Source organism: Hymenobacter armeniacus, assembly GCF_014699055.1.
In the GTDB taxonomy this organism is placed as follows: Bacteria; Bacteroidota; Bacteroidia; order Cytophagales; family Hymenobacteraceae; genus Hymenobacter; species Hymenobacter armeniacus.
Map to the genome: position 1 here is coordinate 1 of NZ_JACXAC010000010.1, position 21,487 is coordinate 21,487.

Below are 21,487 nucleotides of genomic sequence, written 5' to 3' on the forward strand. Positions count from 1 at the left end.
GGCGGCTACCCGGGCGGCTACCCCGGCCGCCCGGCCGGTGCCGTGCCCGGCGCAGCGCCCGGCAGCCAGCCGGCAGCCCCCGCCCCCGGCACGCCCACCGACTCGACCCGCACCGCACCGGCGGCGGTGCCCGGCACCCTGCCCGGACTGCAAGCCCCCACGGCTCAACCCGCCGATACCACGCGCCGCCCGGCCACGCCGGCCCCGGCCCAGCCCGGCAATCTCATCAACGCACCCGCCAACGCGCCCTCGCCGGGCACCACCACGCCCAACGGCACCACGCCGGCCGGCAGCCCCGGCGGCCGCCCCTAACGGCTAGGCGTTGGCGTTAGCAGAGAAAACGTCGTGCCGGGCGCAACCGAAGCAAACAAGCTGCTTCACCTGCGCCCGGCATGACGTTTTTGTTTCTTCGTGCCAACGCGCCGGCCGACGCCTACTTTTGCCCGGCGCTCATTTCCCCCGATGCCTACTCCTCCGCCCACTCCCGTAGCCGACCAAGACGCGCATTTTTTGCAGCGCCTGCGGCCGTCGCGCCTCATTTTGCCGGTGGCGCTGGGGCTGCTGGTGGTGGGCTACCTCTTTTGGCGCAGCTATAAGCCCGGCGACCTGGCCCCGCTGGCCCAGGCCGACTGGCGCTGGCTGGCCGCGGCCGTGCTGGTGCTGGCCGCCCGCGACCTAGGCTACATCTACCGCATCCGCCACATTGCCGAAACCGAGCTCACCTACCGGCAGGCGCTCGACGTGATTATGATTTGGGAATTCGCGTCCTGCGTGCTTCCCTCGGGGCAGGGCGGCACGGGCGCGGCGCCGTTTATTCTGGAGAAAGAAGGCATTCCGCTGGGCAAAGGACTGGCCTACATCATGGTCACGGCCCTGCTCGACAACCTGTACTACGTGGTGATGGTGCCCCTGGTGGTGCTCATTGCCGGGGCCGGGCTCTACCCACACGAGGCCTTGCAAACCGGCTTTGTGGCCACGCTGCGGGTGGCATTTGGGGTGAGCTACCTGTTTGTGACGCTCTATGCGGGGCTGATGCTGTACGCCATTTTCATCAATCCCAGGTCGGTGCGGCGGCTGTTGGTGCGGCTGTTTTCGCTGCCGCTGCTGCGGCGCTGGCGGCGCACGGCCTACCGCCACGGCCAGGAGATGGTGCGGGCCTCGGGCCAGCTGCGCGGCAACGGGCCGGCCTACTGGTGGCGGGCCAGCGTGAGCACGGCCTTCGTCTGGACGGCCCGCTACGCCATCATCGGCTGCCTCATTGCCGCCTTTGTGCCCATGGATTCGGGCACGTTCCTGTTCATTTTCGCCCGCAACATCACCTACAAAGTCATCCTGCTGGTGGCCATCACGCCGGGCGGCGCGGGCATTGCCGAAGGCGCCTTTCCCACGTTTTTTGGCAAGTTCATCGGCACGGCCACTATGACCAGCTTCCTGGTGTTCCTCTACCGCATCGTGACGTATTACCTATACCTCGTGCTGGGGCTGGTGTTCCTGCCGCGCTGGGTGACGCGGGTATTTGCGCGCGGAGGCAAGGAATAAGAACCTACCGCTAGGCTGGGATTACAGAACGGCAATACGTGCTGAAAACTGTAGCGGCACGGCGCTTACGCCTCACTTTGCGGGTCGCTGGTAGGTTTGCCAGAACTCGGGGCGGAATTCCGTCAGCGTCAGCTCGTCCAGCTCATGGCCCACAAAGCGGGGCTCCAGCTTGGGATTGGGCGGCGGCAGGGCGGTGCCAGCCGGCAGGTCGGCGAAGTATTCGTCGCAGATTTTCTGGGTGTGGAACGCCGAGCCGCCGATGACGCGGCCCACGCCCACGCCCTTGCCGATGCTGCGGCGCACGTGGTAGCGCCCGTTGGCGCCCTTGGCGTATTCCACCACGTGGTCGGTGCGCGAATCTGTGAGGATGGTGTTGTATAGGTGGGCCACGAAGTCGTGCTTGGGCGCGTGCTTGTGGGCCACGGCGTTCCATTTCACGGTGTCCATTTGCCACAGGGCCTGGTAGCGGGTCACGGCGTAGTCGCGCTGCTGAATTTCCAGCTGGCCCGAATAGCCGGCTTCGAGGTAGGTGCCGGTGCTGCGGTGGGTGGCGCGCTTCACAGCGAAGCTCAGCAGGTACACGGTTTCACCGTCGCGCACCAGCACGCTGTCGAGGCGAAAGCGGAACTTGCCCACGGTGCTGGTTTTGAACAGGGGCGAGATGCGCACCGGGTCGGCCGCCGCGGCATAAAAGCCCTGGCCGCTTTCCACGATGTCACTGGCGCGCATCCGCGCCGCCGGGCGCTTCAGCACGTGGGCCTCCTGCACCCGAATCTGGTGCTGCGGGCCCCAGCCCATGAAGCCGCCGTTCCAGTTGCGGTAGCCGCCGGGCTCAAATGTCTGGCTCACGTACTCCGATTCGTAGCGCACGGTGTCGAAGTTGATGACTTGCCGCCGGGTGTAGAGCTGCGCCGAGTAGTCGGCCTGCTCGTAATTCTGCGGGGCGGCGGCCAGCACCTTCTTCATAATCTTGCGCGGGTCGAGGCTTTCGCCCCGCACCTGCACGCCCGCCAGCTCGTAGGCCGCGGGCTGTAGGTAAACCGTCAGGGCGGCAGCCGTGGGCGTCGCGCTGGCCGTGGCGTAGCCCACGCTGCTCACCGCCAGCCGCCCGCCAGCCGGCACGCCCAGCGCAAAGCGCCCCTGGCCGTCGGCCACCGTGCCCACGCCCTGGCCCGGCACCGCTACCGAGGCATAAGGCACCGGCGCCTTGGTCTGGCGGTCGAGCACCACGCCGCGCACCGGCACCACGGCGGCTCCGGCGGTGGCGGCGCGCACGCGGCGGGGCACTGCGGCCGGGTTCCGGCTGCCCGGGCCGCTATTGGCAGAGGCGCTGTCGGCCGGGGCGGGCAGGGCGGCGCTGGCGGTAGCGCGGGCCCCCCGCGGCGGGTGCACCTCGCGCAAAAACAGAAAGCCGTCCACCGCCTCGCTCCAGGGCGCGCGCATGGGCGTGTAGTCGAAGGCGTAGGTGGTGAGCTCGCGGCCGGGCGCGTCGTGCTTCAGGCTCACGAAAGCGTAGTCGGCCGGCTGGGCCAGCAGCTCGGCTTCGAGCGAGCCCGCGGCCGGCACGGGCACCGGCCGGTAGCCCATGGCCGGGAAACCGTGCGAGCCGCCGCCGGCCAGCGTGCCCAAAATGTACACCTGCTCGGGCCCAAGAGCCTCTTTCACGAGGCGGCCCATGGGCCGGTAGGCTTGCAGCTCGGCGGTGTCGAAACGGTCGGTGCGGTTGGCCAGGTGCGGCAGCGCGGCCCAGCACACCACTTTTTCCTGCGGGTGCTGCTGCACGTACCACAGCAGGTTGGCGGCCATCTGGGCATCGCGCGGGTTGCTGTCGAGGGCCTTAAACTCCTGTTCAGTTTTCGCGGTGGGGTCGTGCTCGGCGTAGTCGCGGGCCTGGGCCAGCAGGCTGCGCAGGGTTTGCTGCCAGAAGGCGGCCTCGGTGCGGCGCCGGGCATCGGAGCTGGCGGCAGCTTTGGCCACCTGTTTCGTGGCTTTGGCCATTTCCGCTTCAAACTCGGCCAGCGTGGTGGTGGGCAGAAAGGTGAAACGCTCGCCCATGAAGCCGATGACGCTTTCAAGGTAGTCGTAATTCAGCAGGGCCGCGCTCTTCTGCGGGGCCAGAAACGCCTGCAAGTCATCTACCAGGTCGCCGCCGTACTCGCCGCTCAGCTGCGGGTCGAAACCGGCCACGCGCAGCCCGTTTCGGCCCACCAACGGCAGCACGCCCTGAAACTCCTGCGCCGAAGTCCACACCCCAAACACGCTGTTGCCAAGGGCTTCCCGCGCCGGCCGGCCGGCTTCCAGCGCCTGCTGGGCCTTGTGCAGGTCATAAAACCCGCTCTCGAAAGCCACCGTGGTAAAGCCCATCTGCTCGCGCAGAAAGCGCAACAGCCGGATTTTGGCCTCGAACACGTTGCCTTCGCCGTGGGTGGGCTCGCCCAGCATCACCACCCGCGCCGGGCCGATTTCGGCTTTCAAAAAATTCAGGTCCCGAAAATCGGTGTCGGTTGGGGCAATGCTGCGCACCGCGTGGGTGGGCAGGGGCGCAGGGGCCTGGGCGTGGGCGAATGCGCCCGCCAGCAGCAGCGCCCCCGCTAGGGCCGCCGCCTTGCAATCAATCAGCATGCGTAGCAGAAAAAGGTGGGAAGGCTGCTTGGTGCAGCCCGGAAAGTGGCGGCAAGTTACTGGCCTTTTCCCGCCAGGCCCGAGCTTGAGCCCAACTGTTGAACAACAAAAAAGCCCCGAACCACAGTGGTTCGGGGCTTTTTGTAGAATTGGCGGCGATGCCTAGTCTTTTTCCAGCATCAGCGTGGCGCCGTCGGCGGACTTCAGCGTGAGCTTGTCGTCGGTGAGGGTTTCTACGGCGAAAGTGTTGGCCGTAGCGCTGCCTTCGGGGGTGAAGGTGATGGTTTTACCGGCTTGGTCGAAGGTGTACTTGCCCGACACGGCACCGGCGGCGCCGTCGGTCATGGTGTAGTTGCCGTTGGCAAAAACGTGGAGCTCCTGCTGTTTTTGCGCGTCAGTTTGCTTTACTTTGTCGCCACTGGCATCGGTTTCCTTGGCAGTTTTCCATACCTTGCTATCGGTGCCGTACAGCATATTCACGCCTTCTACCTTGCCTTTGTCGTTGCCACACGCCGTGACAAACAACGACACCAACAGCAACAGGCTGGCGAAATAACGGAGCGAAAAAAGGGACTGAAGTTTCATGAGCACAAAAAGAAGAATGGTGAAAGAATGAGAATGCCTGCGGTCGCAAACTCGTCGGCTTACGGACCCGCAAGCAAAAGAGTTTACGCCGCAACTTCGCCTGAGCCGGCCCGTATATGGGCCCTGTTGGCTACCCCCTCGGGGCGGCTCATTCAAATTTTTTTTCATCAAACGGAACAAATCCATGGGACTCTTTGATTTTCTCAGCGACAAAGGCGAGCAAAAACCCGTAGAGCCCGCAGCGAAGCCGGCTGCTGGCGGCACTGATTTTTTCGGAAACGCGGCCAATGCCAATCCAGCCGCCGCCGGCGATTCGTACACCGTGGTAAGCGGTGACTCGCTGTCTAAAATTGCCAAACACCACTACGGTGACGCCGCCAAGTGGCATCAGATATACGAGGCCAACAAGGCCACCATCGGCAGTAACCCTGACCATATCGAAGTCGGTCAGGTGTTAACCCTACCTAGTCTCTAGGTACTTTTTTGCAGAAAAAAGGTGAGAAAAGCCACTCTGTTTCAGGGTGGCTTTTTTGTGTTTGGGCGGGTCCGAAAACGGCCAGCGAAAAAATTATTTCGCCCGCCTCGCTTGCCCGACCAAAAATTTCTCTCGTACATTTGCCCTCACCAACCCGGTACTCCCTGCTAACGGCGGGAAGTTTTACGTTTTATACAGAAGCGGCGAGAGACTAGGCTCCCTGACCCGCTGGCAACCTTCCTTCCTGTGAAAGGTGCCAATTCCTACCCACTGCGGCGTTGGCCGCGCTGGGGCATATGACTCGAGTGCCATGGAAAATTCTTCTCGTTTCGCCTTTCCCAACCCGACTCCTGCGGCTGCTTTGCGCGCTGGGGCTTCGGGTTTCTCTGTTTCGGCCTTGGGCCGTTGCATGCCGGCCGCGCCGTTCGCCCGAATGCGAATGTACTGTTGCTGCCCGTGTTGTTGCTAAGCTGATTTCGGCTTAGGCACCCCCTCCCCTCTTTTCTGGATTTTCTGGTGGCTTCTCGGGGCCGTCGCGCGCCTTTTCGGCGCGTTCGGCGCGCACCGGGCCACCGCTTCAGCACGGGCACACGCTGGGGGCTTGCTGCGCTTCAAGGGCTTGTTGACAAGCTGATTAGCGCCTTTTCCAATCAACTCATTCCGGTTTTTCAACCTTCAACCATTCCCCCATTATGTCCGCTCAATCCCTGCACTTCGAAACCCTGCAACTCCACGCCGGCCAGCAGCCCGACCCCACCACCGGCTCGCGCGCGGTGCCCATTCACCAAACCACCAGCTACGTGTTCAAGAATGCCGAGCACGGCGCCAACTTGTTTGCCCTGAAGGAGTTCGGTAACATTTACACCCGCCTGATGAACCCGACCACCGACGTGTTTGAGCAGCGCGTGGCGGCGCTGGAAGGCGGCGTGGCCGCGCTGGCCACCAGCTCGGGCCAGGCGGCGCAGTTCATTGCCCTCAACAACATCCTGCAGGCCGGCGACAACTTCGTGAGCACGGCTTTCCTCTACGGCGGCACCTACAACCAGTTCAAGGTGGCCTTCAAGCGGTTGGGCATCGAGGTGCGCTTCGCCGACGGCGACAACCCGGCCTCGTTTGAGGAGCTGATTGATGAGAACACCAAGGCCATCTACCTCGAAACCATTGGCAACCCCAGCTTCAGCATTCCCGATTTTGAGGCCATTGCGGCCATTGCCAACCGGCACGACCTGCCGCTGATTGTGGACAACACCTTTGGGGCGGGCGGCTACCTGTTCCGGCCCCTGGAGCACGGCGCGCACATCGTGGTCGAGTCGGCCACGAAGTGGATTGGCGGGCACGGCACCAGCATCGGCGGCGTGATTGTGGACGGCGGCACCTACGACTTCGGCAACGGCAAATTTCCGCAGTTCACCGAGCCCAGCGAAGGCTACCACGGCCTGGTGTTCAACGACGTATTCGGCAAGGGCGGGCCGTTCGGCAACATCGCCTTCATCATCCGGGCCCGGGTGGAAGGCCTGCGCGACTTCGGCCCCTCGCAGAGCCCATTCAACGCTTTCCAGCTGCTCATCGGCCTCGAAACCCTGAGTCTGCGCGTGGAGCGCACCGTGGAAAACGCCCTCAAAATCGCGACCTGGCTGGAGCAGCACCCGCAGGTGGAAAGCGTGAACTACCCCGGCCTGCCCAGCAGCCCCTACCACCGCCTGGCCCAGAAATACCTGAAGCGCGGCTTCGGCGGCGTGCTCTCCTTCCGCATCAAAGGCAGCAAGGAAACGGCCACGCAGTTCATCGACAACCTCAAGCTCATCAGCCACCTGGCCAACGTGGGCGACGCCAAGACGCTCATCATTCAGCCTTCGGCCACCACGCACCAGCAGCTCAGCGACGAGGAGCAGCTGGCCGCCGGCGTCACGCCCACGTCGTTGCGCCTGTCGGTGGGCATCGAGCATTTTGAAGACATCAAGGCCGATTTGCAGCAGGCGTTCGACGCCATCGGCAACACCGCCGGCCGCCCCGCCGAGGGCGACGCCGTGGCGGAGCCCGAGCTGGAGCACGCCCAGCCGCTGGAAGTGTAGTTTCTGGTTGTCAGTTGCTCGTTGTCAGTTGTTAGCCTCAGACTTCTTGCCAAACAAACTGACAACCAATAATTAACAACTGACAACTGACAAAATTTGGTCGATGCAGAACCAGCCCACGGGCGGGCCCACTTTCCTGCAGTTTGTTGGAGAAAGATGGGGGTGAGATACCAAGGGCCGGTTTCGTGCGCTGGTTCTGCAGCGGCTTTTTTTACTTGATGACCCATGTCAGACCATATTTTTCACCTGCCCGACCTGCTTCTTGAAAGCGGCGAAACCCTGGCCGGGGCCCACGTGGCCTACCGCACCTGGGGCCAGCTCAACGAGGACCGCGCCAACGTGGTGTGGGTGTGCCACGCCCTCACGGCCAACGCCGACGTGCTGGCCTGGTGGCCGGGGCTGGTGGGGCCGGGGTGCTACTACGACCCCGCCGAGTACTTCATTGTGTGCGCCAACGTGCTGGGCTCCTGCTACGGCAGCACCAGCCCGCGCGACCCGGACCCCGCCACGGGCCGCCCGCGCTACCAGCACTTTCCGCGGCTGACCATCCGCGACCTGGTGGCGGCGCACGAGGCCCTGCGCCAGGACCTGGGCCTCACCGACATTCACACCCTGATAGGCGGTTCGCTGGGCGGGCAGCAGGCCTTGGAGTGGGCCGTGCAGCGGCCCGATTTGTTCGACCACCTCGTGGTCATTGCCACCAACGCCCGGCACTCGGCCTGGGGCATTGCCTTCAACGAAGCCCAGCGCCTGGCCATCGAGGCCGACCCCACTTACGCCGCCGGCCAGCCCGGCGGGGGCGACGAAGGCCTGCGGGCCGCCCGCGCCGTGGCCCTGCTCAGCTACCGCAGCTACTCGGCCTACGCCGACACCCAAACCGACCCCGACGACGACCACCTGCCACACGAGCACCGCGCCAGCAGCTACCAGCGCTACCAGGGCGACAAGCTAGTGGCCCGCTTCGACGCCTATAGCTACGTGGCCCTGAGCCGCAGCATGGACAGTCACAACCTGGGCCGCGGCCGGGGCGGCGTGGCGGCGGCGTTGCGCCGCATCGGGGCGCGCACGCTGGTGCTGGGCATCACGTCCGACGTGCTGTTTCCGCTCAGCGAGCAGCGCGAGCTGGCCGCTCACATCCCCGGGGCAATGTACGCGGAGCTGGACTCGCGCTACGGCCACGACGGCTTTTTGCTGGAAACAGCCGGCATTACGCACTTCCTGGAACGGTTCTACGCGCCCACGTTCGTGCATTAATTCTTGACGCAGCGATGCCATTAACTTAGAAGAAAGTCCCTTCAGTGGCTTAGAAAGCCGTCGCTGAAGCACAAATCCCGGCAGATTAGCACAAAGACCAAAGCACTGGTACAAACACACTTTGGCCGGCACAAAGAGCGTGGCCTTGGTACAAGCTTGCTTACGAAAGAGCTGCCCAGGGACCGACGCCCGACCATCTCATAATCAAAGAAATGAACCCAACCCAACCGCCCCTGCGCATTGGCCTCATCGGCTTTGGCTGCGTGGGGCAGGGCTTCTACGATATCGTGCAGCGCCAGCCCGAGCTAGGCCTCACCGTGACGCGCATTGCCGTGAAAAGCCCCACCAAACCCCGGACGCTACCCGCCGAGCGGTTTAGCTTGCAGGCCGATGACCTGCTGACCGACCCCGAACTGGACCTTCTGGTGGAAGTAATTGACGACGCGGCCGAGGCCTTCCGGCTGGTGAGCGCGGCCCTGCGCCAGGGCCGCCGCGTGGCAACGGCCAACAAGGCCATGCTGGCCCGGCACCTGCCGGAGCTGGTGCGGCTGCAGGCAGAGTGCGGCGGCACGCTGCTCTACGAAGCGGCCGTGTGCGGCAGCATTCCCGTCATTCGCACGCTCGACCAGTATTTTAGTCACGAGCCGTTGCGCGCGGTCAGCGGCATTTTCAATGGCTCCTCCAACTACGTGCTGACGCGCATGGGCGAGGACGGCTCCGACTACGGCCCCGCCCTGGCCGAAGCCCAGGCCCAGGGCTTTGCCGAAACCGACCCCGCGCTCGACATGGGCGCCTTCGACCCGCGCTCGAAAGCCGTGATTCTGGCCGCCCACGCCTACGGGGTTTTCCTGAACCCCGAACAAGTGCTGAACCTGGGCATCGAAGGCGTTGGGGCGGCCGACATTGCCCGCGCCGCCGCGCACGGCCGCAAAATCAAGGTGGTGGCCGGCTTGTACCGCTTGCCGGACGGGTGCGTCACGGCGCTGGTGACGCCGCAGCTGGTGGGGCCGGAGTCGCCGCTCTACGCCGTGGACCGCGAGTTCAACGGCGTGGTGCTGGAGGCGGAATTTGCCGGCGCGCAGTTCCTGCGGGGGCGGGGCGCCGGGGGCCACCCCACCGGCTCGGCCGTGCTGGCCGATGTGCTGGCGCTGCGCCGCGGCCTGCGCTACGGCTACGCGAGGCAGGCCGCGGCGCCAGCCGTTCAGCTTACCCAGGGCCTGGCCGTGGAAGCCTACGTGAGCCATCCCGACGTGGGGGCCCTGCGCGAGGTGCTGACCTGGCTGGAACTGCCGCCCGAAAGCTTGCGCACCGATGAGCACGGCACTTACGCCACCGGCCCCGTGGCGCTGGAGCAGCTGTTTGCCTGGCGCAAAGAGCTGCGAGCCAACGGCGTGTTTGTGGCCCGCCTGCACGAGGTGCCCACTGCCGCCGCCGCGGCCCACGCCTGGGCCCAGGGCACGGCTGAGCTGGTCTAATCAGGAAGCCACGCAAGACAAGGGGCGCGATTCAGCTGAATCGCGCCCCTTGTCTTGCGTGGCAAACCAAGTCAATTTTCCTATTTAAATTCCAGTCGCAGCGCCGGCTGGCCGGGAAACTTCAGGAAGTAAACGCCCGGTTTCAGGGCATTGCGCAGCAGGCTCAGGTCGTGGGCCTCGGGGCTGATGACGCGCACCACGCGGCCGGCGGCGTCGAGGAGCTGGGCCTGCAGGGGCAGCAGCAGTTCTTTGGGCAGGGTCAGCTGCACGGCGTCTTCGGCCGGCACGGGGTAGGCCTGGGCGGCCGGGGTGGCGCTGGCCCTCGCAGTGGCAAGCACGGTGCCGGCTTGCGCTAGGCTGGGCCGCAGGAAGTCGCGGATGGCGCGGAAGGTGGTGTCGGCGTAGAGCAGGCCGGGGGCGGTGGTGCTTTCGAAGGGAATGTGGCCGGCCCGCGACAGGCGCACCAGCGTGTTGCGGATGCCCACCTGCGCGGCGCGCGGGTGCAGGCGGCCGCTGCCGTACACGTACTTGGGCGGCAGGCTGCTGCCCACGCGGCCCTGCAGGTAAGGCACGGTGCCGTCGGCGGTGCCGTGCACGCTGAGCAGCGGCGCGTTGCCGGGTTCGATGAGGCTGGGGTTTTCGGTGGCGCCGCTCAGGTTGAGCACGGCCAGCGGCTGGCTGCTGTAGCCAGGGTTGCCGCTATTGCCTTCGATGCCGCCCAGCGCCGCAATGCCCACGTAGGCGGGCACTTCGCTGGCTTTGTCGAGGTAGCCTACTTCCAGGGCCGCAAAGGCCCCGGCCGATGAACCGCCCACGGTGATGTAGTTGGGATGCACCCGGTAGGTGTTGGTGGTGGCGGCGTCTTTGCGGAAGAAGCGCACGGCCGCCCGCAAGTCCTGCATGCCGCGAATGGCCGACTTAGCGATGTTCACCGTGTCGAAGCCCCCGCCGATGATGGTGCCGAAGTCCAGCAGGCGGTAGTCGATGCTGGCCGTGACGTAGCCCAGCCGGGCAAAGCGCGTGCACACGGCCACCATGTAGGCATCTGTGCGCGAGCCCGTGATGAACCCGCCCTGGTGCGCAAAAATGATGACCGGCCGCCGGGCCAGCGCATCGCCGGTGGGCTGGTAAATGTCCATCAGCAGCTGCTGGGTGGCACCGGCCGAGTTTACGGCCGAGCCGAAGTTGACGCCCGAAGTCACGGTTACGTTGGCAAACACGGGCTGGTAGTAGCGGCCCTGGGTGGTGTCAATGACGGCCTGCGCCGAGGCCATGCGCGCGCCAAACAGCAGCAGGACGAAGCAGATAAACAGTGTTTTCATAAGAAGCTAAGCAACAACAGAAATGTGGAAAGTGGCCAGGTCAGCCACGGCGCTTACCGCACCGCTACCGGCCAGGGCCGAGTTTGAGACGAAACAGCTGGTCAGGGCGCAAGTTCCGGCTTATTGCACCACCACGCGGCGCACCAGCGGCAGGCCCGCCACGCGCAGGTGCAGCTGGTACACGCCCGGCGCCAGGCCGCGCACGTCCACTTCGCCGGCCAAGGCCTGGCCGGAGGCCGCGAGCGGCTGGCGGCGCACCGTTTGGCCCAGGGCATTGGTGAGCTCGGCCACGGCCGGCACCCGTTGGCCCGCAGGCAGCGGCAGCAGCACCTGGAAGCTGCCCGAAGCGGGGTTGGGAAACACCTGCAGCTGGGCGGCCAGTGCCTGAGCGGGGCCGGTGGCCAGCACGCCAGCGGCGCTTAGCTCCAGGGCAAAGCGGCCGGGTGCCGTGGTGCCGGCCATGGTGAAGGCATACCGTGCGCCGGCGGCCAGCGGCGTGCGCGTGCCCGTGAGGGCGTCGGTCAGAGTGAGGGCGCCCGCGGCGTAGTTGGCCAGCTGGACAGCGGTGAGCACGTAGGCGCCCGGCTGCGGCACGGCCACGGCCAGCGGCACGGTGGCGGGCGCGCCCACCACCGGCAGGCCGTTGATGGCCAAGGCCTCGCCATTGGCCAGCGTGGCCAGGTTCAGGCCGCTGGGGTTGGGCATTTTGGCGGCGTCGAAGGCCGCGTCGGGGCTGGCCGTGGCGCCGGCTTCCTGGTAGAGGTAAGCTTCGTCGGCGGTGGCGGGGGCGGCACCCGCTGCGGCCAGGGTGAGGCGCAGGCGGGGACGGGCATCGGTGGTGCCGCGCTGCACGGTGGCCGCGTTGGCGGCCGCGTAGTCGGTGATGCGGGCGCTAAGGGGGAAGGTGAGCGTGACCGGCGTGTTGGCCAACGACCGCACGAAGAAGGCTTGCCCCAGCGGGACGGTGGCCCCGGCGCCGCCCACGCCGTTCACGTAGGCGCGGTAGTTGCCGCTGTACTGGCTGGTGCTCACGAAGATGTACATGGCGCCGCTCAGGCCGGCGGGGATAGTCACGGCGTCCCAGTTCAGGCCCGCCGGGAAGGGGTTGCCCAGGAAGTGCCAGCCCGCGGTGGGCGTGGCCGCGGCGGGCAGCGTCACGGCAATGTCTTCGTTGTTGCGGGAGAGGGGGCCGGCTAGGCTTAGCGTTTGGCCGGCGGTAATGTTCAGCGTAAAGCCCTGGCCGCGGTCGAAGCTGGTGAGCGAGCCGCCGGGGGCCACGGGCACGGCCCAGCCTTTGTCGAACTCCGAGTAGCTGGTAGCCGGCGAAGTCAGGGCGCGGGCTTGGTCGTAAACGAAGATGTTGGGGAAAGGCCGCACCAAATCGGGGCGGGCCGCCGTGTTGTAAGCGGGGTTAAACTCGGGCGTGAAGGCCGGCGCGCTCACGCTGGTGAAGCCCCCAAAGTCAAACGGCAAAGCCAAATGACGGTAGCCCGGGCCGGGGTTCACGCTGGGGTCGAGGTAGCGTTGGAAGGCCACGCTGCTCCGTAGCGTGGCCGCGCCGGGCGTCACCAGGGCGGTGCCCGTGGGGCCAGAGAGCAGCGTGAGCTGCTGGCTGTTGAGCACCTGCCCGCTGGTGGGCAGGAAACGCTGCTTGATGCTCAGCCCATTGGTCAGTTGCACGGAGAGCGAGCTGGACACATTCACTTCAAAATCGCGCACCTGACCAGGCAAACCCGAGCCGGTGATTTGGTTGGCAGTGCCTTCGTACACGTACACGGCATCGGAGCTGAAGGTGCGGCTGCCCGTGTTGCGAATGGCCCCGGCGGCACCGCTGGCCGCAATGCCATCCGGGTCACAAATCCGCAGCGCAGCCCCGGCTTGCAGGTCGAAGCTGCCGGGCCCGTCCACCACAAAGCAGTTGGTTTTGAGCGAGCCCGGCGTTTGGCCGCTCAGGCTTTTGATGACCAGCGTGCCGTAGACGGTCACGTTGCCGCTGAGCGTGGCCTGGCCGCTGTTGATGGTAATGTCCTGATAGGAGCCGGGCGCCACGGCGGTGTTTGTATTAATGACCAGGCTGGGCAGCACCGGGGCCACAAAGGGCGCCAGCAAGGGCCGCAAAAACGCCCGAACGTCGCGGAAAGTGGTATCGGCGTAAGCTGCCGAGCTGGGGCTGCCGGTGCCGGCGCTCTGCACCGGATACTGCGGGATGTGGGGCGCCTTGCTGAAGCGACGCAGCACGTTGAGCACGCCCACGCTGCTGGCGTAGGGGTTCAGCAGGCCGCTGCCAAACACGTACTTGGGCGGCAGCCCGGCCCCCACCCGGCCTTTGAGGTAGGGCACCACGGCATCGGCGGTGCCGTGGGCGCTGTAGAGGGGCGCGTTGCCGGGCTCGATGATGCGGGGCGGGTTGGTGGCGCCGCTCAGGTTGAGCACGGCCAGCGGATAGCTGTTGTAGCCGGGGTTGCCGCTGTTGCCCTCGATGCCGCCCAGCGCGGCCAGGTTCACGTCGGCAGTTACTTCGCTGGCCTTATCCAAATAGGCCACTTGCAGGGCCATGAAGCCCCCGGCCGAGGCGCCGCCCACCACAATGCGGCTGGGGCTCACGCGGTACACGTTGGCGGTGGCGGCGTCCTGGCGAAAGAAACGCACGGCGGCGCGCATATCCTGCATGCCGCGGATGGCGGCCCGGCTCACGTTGGTGGTGTCGAGTGGGAAGAACAGCAGCCGGTAATCGATGCTGGCCGTGACGTAGCCCAGCCGGGCAAACTGCGTGCACACGGCCGTCATGTAGGCATCGGCGCGCGAGCCCCGCACGAAGCCGCCCTCGTGGGCAAAGATGATGACCGGTCGCCGCCTGACCGTGTCGCCGGTGGGCTGGTACACGTCCATGAGCAGCGGCAGGGCCGTGCCGAACACGGGGTTGGTGGTATTGCCGTACACCACGCCCGAAGTCACGGTCACACCCGGGAAGACGGGCTGGAAGTAACGCCCGCCGGTGGTGTCGATGGGGGTTTGGGCGGCGGCCGGCAGCCGGGTGCCGAGCAGCAGCGCCAGGGCCAGGAGTAGCAGGTGTTTCATAGGGTCCGGGAAAGCGGTGAGCGGAATAGGCTAAAGCTACGAACTTGACGAAGAATGCCTGGCCGGGGTTGGGGCCGGGCCCGAACTTTGGCCGAAACCCGCCAGCGGCGGCAATGCCTGACCGGCGCGGGCATTGCTTTCTTTGCGGCGGTTAATCTTCCTGCCCATGCCCGTTACCTTCCCCCCTGCCCTGCAAGCCGGCCACCGCGTGGCCATCGTGAGCCCCGCCCGCAAAATCTCGGCTGCCGACCTGGCCCCCGCCATCGCCACCCTCGAAAGCTGGGGCCTGGAAGTGGTACTAGGCGAAAGCATTGCCGGCGACTTCCATCAGTTTGCCGGGCCCGACGACCTGCGCCGCCGCGACTTTCAGCAGCAGCTCGACGCCCCCGGCATCCGGGCCATTCTGTGCGCGCGGGGCGGCTACGGCACCGCCCGCATCGTGGACGGGCTCGACTTCACGGCCTTCCGCCGCGCCCCCAAGTGGGTGGCCGGCTTCTCCGACATCACCGTGCTCAACGCGCACCTGCTGGCCCTGGACCACGCCAGCATCCACGGCGTGATGCCGGTGCTGTTTCATCAGGCAGGCGGCGAGCTGGCCCTAGAAACCCTGCGCCGGGCTTTGTTCGGCGAAGCTTTCCAGCCCATTACGGCCGCATCCCACACCCTCAACCGTGTTGGCACGGCCACCGGCGAGTTGGTGGGCGGCAACCTCAGCCTGCTGCAAACCATCACGGGCACGGCCTCGCAGGCCAGCTTCGCGGGCCGCATTCTGTTTCTGGAAGACCTGGACGAGTACCTCTACCACGTCGACCGCATGATGCTGCACCTGCACCGCAGCGGGCAGCTGCAAGGGTTGGCTGGGCTGGTAGTCGGCCACTTCTCCCAAATGCGCGACAACGCCATCCCCTTCGGCGTCACGGCCGAGGAAATCATCGACCGCTACGCGCAGCTGTACAACTTCCCGGTGGCGTACGGCTTCCCCGTGGGCCACGAGGCCGATAACCTAGCCATGGTGGTGGGCCAAACGGTGACGCTGACGGTAGACGCCAGCGGTGGACGCCTGACGGCGTAGGCCTGCCCAGCGTGGGGCAAGCCGAATCCTAGCGCCGCCCAGGTCACCCCAGTTTCCCCAGCGTGTTGTACACGGCGTCGATATGGCTCTTCACCACCTCCAGGGGCAGGCGCGACAGCGCCAGATACGCGGCGTGAAAGCGGCGCAGGCTGAACCCGGGGCGGTGTTCCAGCTGCGTTTTTAGGTCTTCGATGACCTGGGCACCCACTTTGTAGCTCAGGCATTGGCCGGGCCAGTTGGTGACGCGGTTGATTTCCCGTTCGGCAATGTCCTGTTGGCCGGGCACGTTGGCCTGCCAGTAGGCCAGGGCCTGGGCGTGGGTCCAGCCCCGGTCGTGAATGCCCACGTCGAGCACCACGCGGGCCGAGCGCACTAGGTCCCATTCCCACTTGCCCAGCTCGGCCTCGGGCTGCTGGTACAGGCCCAACTGTTTGCCCAGGTACTCGACGTAGCACCCCCAGCCCTCGGCGTTGCCGGAGTAGAACGTGAGGGCGCTGAGCGGCGAAAGCGGCCCGGCTTTGCGCTGCAACGACGACTGGTAGTGGTGCCCGGGAATGCCCTCGTGCTCGAAAATCCACTCCATGGCGCGGGTGTTGTGGCGGCCGCTGGCGAAGTTGAAATCGAAACTGCCCTCGCGGTAGATACCGGGCGGCGTGGCCGGCGTGGCGCCCTCCCAGAGGCGGATGCGCAGCGCCGGCACGGCCGTGTCGGCGAAAGCCACCGGCAAGTGCGCCCGCAGGCGCCGCTCCAAGGCACGGTAGCGTCGAATGATGGCGGCCGTGTCGGTCAGCACAAACTTGTCCGACGCCAGGTAGCGGTAGAAACCGGCGCTGTCTTGTCCGTAGCCCATTTGGCGGCGCAGGCGGCGAATTTCGCCCTGCACCCGGACCACCTGCTGCTGCCCAAAAGCAAACAGCTCGTCGGCCGGGCGGCCCGTGCTGGTGTACTGGCGGGCATAAAGCGCGTACCAGGCGTGGTGGTTGGGCAGGGCGGCCAGGCCGGTGGCGGGCACCGCGGCATTGGTGCGCCGAAAGGCCGTTTCCAACGTCACGCGCCGTAGGTTTTGGGCGGCTTCGTAGGCCAGGTGGTCGTAGGTAATCTGCTCGGTGAGGCCGAGGCCGCCGCGCTTCACCGCTGCCAGCTGCCGCTGCACGTTCAGAAAGAAATCGTGCTGGCGCCGGAGCTGCTCGGCGGGCGGAATCTGCCGCAGGTTTTGCTGGAAGTCGAAGGTTTGCTCCGGAATGCGCAACTGCTGGTACCCGGCCAGGTAGTCGGCCGCCAGCCGGCTTACCGTTTGTGCCGCCGCGGGCCGGGCCACGCATCCCAGCAACAACCACAGCAGGAGTTTCAGAATACACTTTTGGTTCATGGGCATCGGGATGTGGAATTTCACCAATGACGCCAACTTCCACCAATAACTGCTTGGCGCCCACTACTACCCGGCGCAAACGCCATAGTGCTGCCTTGCGCAACGCCAAGCTACCCAACGTTCACATGCTTGAGGCCGGGCAGAATCTGCGCCTGCCCGTGCGACGGGCTTGACACCAAAAACGGCCGCCGGGTTGCCCCGGCGGCCGTTTTCAGGTCTAATACAAGGCCGCGCTGGCTAGTCGATGTACAACACCTGCACCATGGTCTGGCCCACGGCCTTGAGCGTCTTGCGGTCGATGATGCTCATGTTGTCGGTGGTGGCGTGGTGGTAGGCGGGGAAGTAGTCGTCGCCGTAGGTGGGGTGGTCATAGATGTCGAGCGTGGGAATGCCGGCCCGGTTCGTGTACACGTGGTCGTCGGTGATGCCGCCGGTGTCCTGGAAGCGGAAGAAATCGGAGTAGCCCAGGGTAGCGGCGGTGTTCCAGATTTTGTCGAGCGGGCCGCGGGCGTTGGTGCGCGAGGTTTCCTCGCGGGTGAAGGTGCCGCCCTTGGCGCCCACCATGTCGAGCAGCACGCCGTACTCGGCCTTGTAGCCCACGGGCAGCAGGTTTTTGGACCAGTACTGCGAGCCCAGGCACCACGAGTCGGTGCCGCTGCCGTCGAGCTGGTTTTTCACGCCCTGCTGGGTGCCTTCGTCGTGGCCCCAGTCCTCGGCGTCAAAGAAAATGAAGTCGATGCCCACGTTGGGGGCCAGCGAGTCGGGCTGCTGGCTGAGCACCCGCGCCATTTCCAGGGCCACGGCCACGGCGCTGGCCCCGTCGGAAGCGCCGTCCATGGGCTTGTTTTTCTTGGCCGGGTCCTTGTCGGCATCGGCGAAAGGCCGGGTGTCCCAGTGGCCGAAGATGGCCACGCGCCGCGCCGCCGTGGGCTGGTACTGGGCAATGATGTTGCGGGCTCGGATGTTGGTGCCGTCAAACGTCATCGCATTGAACGGCTGCTCCATCACCTTCAGGCCGTAGCCCTTCAGCTTGCGCACCAGCCAGTCGCCGCAGGCCACGTGGGCCTTGGAGTTGGGCACGCGCGGCCCGAAAGCCACCTGCTTGGCCGTGAACGCGTAGGCCGAGTCGGCGTTGAACACGGGGGCCTTGGGCAGCTTGGGGGCGGCGGGGGCGCTGGTGTCCGCCGTTTCGGGGGCCTTGGTTTTGTCGGGGCAGCCGGTGAGAACGAGCAGGCCGGCCAGCGCGGCCAGGGGAAAATAAGATTTCATGCTTTTTCTGTCATCCTGAGCGCAGCGAAGGACCTTATCGCGTCAGGGTTATTGGATAAGTAGCTCGACCGGCGCCAGCGTGATAAGATGCTTCGCTGCGCTCAGCATGACAGATTTACTCCTCGCTGTAGGCCCACTCCACGCCGGCTTTGGTGTCTTTTATCACAATGCCCTGGCCTTTGAGGGCGGCCCGAATCTGGTCCACTTTGTCGTAGGCTTTGTCGGCCTTGGCTTCGGAGTAAAACCCGAGGGTGAGGTCGAGGAGCTGCTCGGCGTTGGCGCGGGGTTCGTCGCGCAGGCCCAGCACGTCCTGCACCAGCATGCGGTAGGTGGCGGCGGCGTGGGCCAGGGCTTGGCGGCCCACTTCGGCCAGCGCGGCCGGCGTGGCGGCCAGGGTGTTGAAGCGCTTGAGCAAGTCGAACAGCGCGGCCAGGGCGCGGGGCGTGTTCAGGTCGTCGTTGAGGAACTCGGCGGGCTTGGCGGCCAGGGCCAGCAGCTGTTGGGCCGCGCTTTCCGACACTTCTTCGGTCACCTCAGTGGCCGTTAGCTTGTCGAGCAGCCGCAGGCCGTTCATCAGCTTGCGGTAGCCCTTGCGGGCGGCCTGCAGGGCGTCGTCGCTCACGTCCACGGGCGAGCGGTAGTGGGCCTGCAGCAGGAAGAAACGCACCACCATGGGCGAGTAGGCCTGCGACAAGCCGCCCGTGGGCCCCACAAACATGTCGCCGAGCAGCACGAAGTTGCCCAGGCTCTTGCTCATCTTGGTGCCGTTCACGGTTATCATGTTGTTGTGCAGCCAGAAGCGGGCCTCGTCGGTGTGGGCGTGGCTGCCCTGGCTCTGCGCGATTTCGCACTCGTGGTGCGGAAACATCAGGTCCAGGCCGCCGCCGTGAATGTCGCTCAGCTTGCCCAGGTACTTGCGGCTCATGGCCGAGCACTCCAGGTGCCAGCCGGGGAATCCTTCGCCCCAGGGCGAAGGCCAGCGCATGATGTGCTCGGGCGCGGCCTTTTTCCAGAGGGCAAAATCCAACGGGCTGCGCTTCTCGCTCTGGCCTTCCAAGTTGGCGCGGGTGCCGGCCAGCTGGTCCTCAATGCTGCGGTTCGAGAGCTTGCCGTAGCGTTCGGACTCGTTGTACTTGGGCACGTCGAAATACACCGAGCCGTTCACCTCATAGGCCAAGCCGTTGGCGATGATTTCCTCGATGACCTGAATCTGCTCGATGATGTGGCCGCTGGCCTGGGGCTCGATGTCGGGCGGCAGGCAGCCCAGGGCCAGCATGTGCTGGCGGTAGCGGTTGGTGAAGTGCTGGGCCACCTGCATGGGCTCAATGCGGGCGGCGCGGGCGGCTTTCTCCATCTTGTCTTCGCCGGTGTCGGCGTCGCTTTCGAGGTGGCCCACGTCGGTGATGTTGCGCACGTAGCGCACCTGATGGCCCAGGTGGCGCAGGTAGCGCGTCAGCACATCGAACACCACCGGGCCGCGGGCGTTGCCCAAATGCGCCTCGCTGTACACAGTGGGGCCGCACAGGTACACGCCCACCTGGGGCGGGTGCACGGGCTGGAATTCTTCTTTTCGGCGGGAAAGCGTGTTATAGAGCGAGAGCGGCATGGGGAATCAGTTAACAGTTATCAGTGAGCAGTTAACAGGTTAAAAAACTACGCAAACAGCACTGACAACTGCTCACTGATAACTGTTAGCTGTATTTATGCGCGCGGCCACTTGACCGCAGGATGGAATAGAGGATACGACAAAGTTGCTGACAATTGTCGTGGAGGGAAAGGAATAGCTTCTCCTCCATGTAGCCAGCCGCCTGCAACAGCCGAAGCCAGTAGCTTGTCTCTCGAGCTTCTTTATAAGCAATGGAAATCTTGCTGGTGAAATCCGCCGTCGAAATAGCACCCGTTGCTTCTTCTGCGTTGGCACCAATGGAAGTAGCGCTGCGAACCAACTGCTTGGAAACGACAAACTCTCGCTCGTTGGTTTGCAAGTGGCGATGAAACTTCATCATCCGCACCGCGAAAGCAAAGGATTTTTGCAACAATGGCCCGGCTTCGTGCTTTGGCGTGTCCATACGTCAAAACTACTCGGTTATCAGTTAGCAGTCAGTCAGCAAATGCTTCCGTGGCCCACTGCCAACTGTTCACTGCTCACTGTTAACTGTTAACTGATACAGCGCTTCTACTGGGAAATGGTCGCTCCATTTCACTTCGCGGTGCACCTGGCAGCCCAGCACCCGCCACTGCGGGCCGGCAAACTGCTGGTCGATGCGCAGCAGGGGCAGGCGGCCGTTGTAGGTGGCACCGATGCCGAGGCCGGCGGTGGCCCAGGCGTTCTGCAGGTGGTCGGCCAGCTGGTCGTAGGCGTAGGAATAGGGCAGGTCGTTGAGGTCGCCGGCCAGAAGCACGGGGTAGGGCGAGCGGGCAATGCGGGCCAGCACCGTGTCGACCTGGGTGCCGCGGGCCACCGCGCCGTTGCGGAAGCGGCGCAGCAGGTTGGGGGCTTTCCGGCGCAGGCCGTCGCGGCTGCCGGTGGCGGCGGCAATGTCGGCATCGGCCATGCTCATGCTTTGCAGGTGCAGGTTGAACACGCGAATGGTATCGGGGCGGCCGTGGCCGGTGCGGGCGGCGGGGCGGGCCACGTCGGCCCACATGGCGTGGTTTTGCGTGAGCTTGCCGAAGGAAATGGTGCCCCGGCGCACGATGGGAAAGCGCGAAAAAATGGCCAGCCCAAACTCGGCCCCGATGCTGTTGGTGAGCGTGACCGACACGAAGGCGTGCCGGCCGCTGCCGCGCCCCAGGTATTCCTCGGTCCGGAAAATGTCTTTGTCATTGCGCGAGCCGTGGGGCTCGTTGTAGAACTCCTGCAGGCACAGCACGTCGGCCGGACTGGCGGCCAGCCAGCGAATGAAGCCCGTGGAAGACGCCATGTCGGGGTCGCGCAACTGGGCATACACATTGAAAATGCGCACGTTGGCCGACAGCAGCGAGACTTCCGTGGGGTGCACCTCATAAAACTGCGAGGCCGGCACCGGCGCCTTCGGCAGGGCGGCGTTGCGCCGGCCCACGGTGCCGGTGGCGGGCGGCAGCTTGTTGGCCCGCGGCAGGTGCAGGGCCAGGCCGCGCTGCAAGTGGGGCCAGGTGAGGCCCAGCACCAACAGGGGCAGCACGGCCACGCGCCAGTTGCGCCGCAGCCAGTACAGCGCCAGCAGCAGCGTGCACACCAGCGCCACCGGCGTGGTGAGCGCCCCAAACAGCACCGGCCAGAACGCACCAGTCGGCACTTGCTGGCAGGCAATGGCCAGCAGCAGCCAGCCCAGGGTAAACACGGTTATTTTGAAAGCGAAAGAGCGGCGCACGG

At 65.5% G+C, this 21,487-nt stretch carries 15 protein-coding genes, 1 pseudogene and 1 riboswitch; of the genes and pseudogenes, 6 read left to right on the forward strand and 10 right to left on the reverse strand.

What is annotated here, in order from left to right; translation table 11 throughout:
* Both IC234_RS21360 and IC234_RS21365 read left to right on the forward strand, forming a co-directional pair.
* A pseudogene (locus IC234_RS21360) lies at nt 1-312 on the forward strand (hypothetical protein); the annotation flags it as partial.
* Nucleotides 313-462: 150 nt separating this feature from the next.
* Nucleotides 463-1,539, forward strand: a complete 1,077-nt coding sequence (locus IC234_RS21365; RefSeq protein WP_190928756.1) for a lysylphosphatidylglycerol synthase transmembrane domain-containing protein — start codon at nt 463-465, stop codon at nt 1,537-1,539.
* 72 nt (nt 1,540-1,611) lie between these two features.
* Here the strand turns inward: IC234_RS21365 and IC234_RS21370 are convergent, their stop codons facing one another.
* The 3 genes from IC234_RS21370 to IC234_RS22285 form a co-directional block, all read right to left on the reverse strand.
* On the reverse strand, nt 1,612-4,161 hold the full coding sequence (locus tag IC234_RS21370) for an erythromycin esterase family protein (protein ID WP_190928758.1): 2,550 nt from the start codon (nt 4,159-4,161) through the stop codon (nt 1,612-1,614).
* Nucleotides 4,162-4,323: 162 nt separating this feature from the next.
* Nucleotides 4,324-4,746, reverse strand: coding sequence for a hypothetical protein (locus tag IC234_RS21375; protein WP_190928760.1), 423 nt, complete (start codon nt 4,744-4,746; stop codon nt 4,324-4,326).
* Nucleotides 4,747-4,894: 148 nt separating this feature from the next.
* Nucleotides 4,895-5,182: a hypothetical protein gene (locus IC234_RS22285; protein ID WP_449405230.1), complete on the reverse strand. Its 288-nt coding sequence runs from the start codon at nt 5,180-5,182 to the stop codon at nt 4,895-4,897.
* Nucleotides 5,183-5,408: 226 nt separating this feature from the next.
* Nucleotides 5,409-5,524: riboswitch (SAM riboswitch) on the forward strand.
* A gap of 389 nt (nt 5,525-5,913) precedes the next feature.
* Here IC234_RS22285 and IC234_RS21385 point away from each other — a divergent pair.
* From IC234_RS21385 to IC234_RS21395, 3 genes are all read left to right on the forward strand, one after another.
* Nucleotides 5,914-7,293 carry an O-acetylhomoserine aminocarboxypropyltransferase/cysteine synthase family protein gene (locus IC234_RS21385; protein WP_190928766.1) on the forward strand — a complete coding sequence of 460 codons (1,380 nt, stop codon included), beginning with the start codon at nt 5,914-5,916 and terminating at the stop codon, nt 7,291-7,293.
* A 225-nt stretch (nt 7,294-7,518) separates the two neighbouring features.
* Nucleotides 7,519-8,547: a homoserine O-acetyltransferase MetX gene (gene metX, locus IC234_RS21390; protein ID WP_190928768.1), complete on the forward strand. Its 1,029-nt coding sequence runs from the start codon at nt 7,519-7,521 to the stop codon at nt 8,545-8,547.
* Nucleotides 8,548-8,759: 212 nt separating this feature from the next.
* Nucleotides 8,760-10,022, forward strand: a complete 1,263-nt coding sequence (locus IC234_RS21395) for a homoserine dehydrogenase (RefSeq protein WP_190928770.1) — start codon at nt 8,760-8,762, stop codon at nt 10,020-10,022.
* Nucleotides 10,023-10,102: 80 nt separating this feature from the next.
* Here the strand turns inward: IC234_RS21395 and IC234_RS21400 are convergent, their stop codons facing one another.
* The gene (locus IC234_RS21400) at nt 10,103-11,344 is read right to left on the reverse strand and encodes an alpha/beta hydrolase (RefSeq protein WP_190928772.1); all 1,242 of its coding nucleotides are present in this window, start codon (nt 11,342-11,344) and stop codon (nt 10,103-10,105) included.
* A 120-nt stretch (nt 11,345-11,464) separates the two neighbouring features.
* Nucleotides 11,465-14,422: an alpha/beta hydrolase fold domain-containing protein gene (locus IC234_RS21405; RefSeq protein WP_190928775.1), complete on the reverse strand. Its 2,958-nt coding sequence runs from the start codon at nt 14,420-14,422 to the stop codon at nt 11,465-11,467.
* A gap of 166 nt (nt 14,423-14,588) precedes the next feature.
* Between IC234_RS21405 and IC234_RS21410 the strand changes: the two genes are divergently transcribed.
* Nucleotides 14,589-15,494 (forward strand): S66 peptidase family protein, encoded by a 906-nt coding sequence (locus IC234_RS21410; RefSeq protein WP_190928777.1) that lies wholly within the window; start codon nt 14,589-14,591, stop codon nt 15,492-15,494.
* Nucleotides 15,495-15,537: 43 nt separating this feature from the next.
* Here the strand turns inward: IC234_RS21410 and IC234_RS21415 are convergent, their stop codons facing one another.
* The 5 genes from IC234_RS21415 to IC234_RS21435 all read right to left on the reverse strand — a co-directional run bounded on the left by IC234_RS21415 (nt 15,538) and on the right by IC234_RS21435 (nt 21,485).
* Nucleotides 15,538-16,863, reverse strand: coding sequence for a DUF885 domain-containing protein (locus IC234_RS21415; RefSeq protein WP_190928779.1), 1,326 nt, complete (start codon nt 16,861-16,863; stop codon nt 15,538-15,540).
* A 237-nt stretch (nt 16,864-17,100) separates the two neighbouring features.
* The gene (locus IC234_RS21420; RefSeq protein WP_190928781.1) at nt 17,101-18,132 is read right to left on the reverse strand and encodes a M28 family peptidase; all 1,032 of its coding nucleotides are present in this window, start codon (nt 18,130-18,132) and stop codon (nt 17,101-17,103) included.
* Nucleotides 18,133-18,247: 115 nt separating this feature from the next.
* Entirely contained in the window at nt 18,248-19,738 is a 1,491-nt protein-coding gene (cysS, locus tag IC234_RS21425) for a cysteine--tRNA ligase (RefSeq protein ID WP_190928784.1), read from the reverse strand.
* 85 nt (nt 19,739-19,823) lie between these two features.
* Nucleotides 19,824-20,201, reverse strand: coding sequence for a four helix bundle protein (locus tag IC234_RS21430; protein WP_190928786.1), 378 nt, complete (start codon nt 20,199-20,201; stop codon nt 19,824-19,826).
* Between the two features lie 69 nt (nt 20,202-20,270).
* Nucleotides 20,271-21,485 (reverse strand): endonuclease/exonuclease/phosphatase family protein, encoded by a 1,215-nt coding sequence (locus IC234_RS21435; RefSeq protein ID WP_190928788.1) that lies wholly within the window; start codon nt 21,483-21,485, stop codon nt 20,271-20,273.
* Between the last annotated feature and the right edge of the window lie 2 nt (nt 21,486-21,487).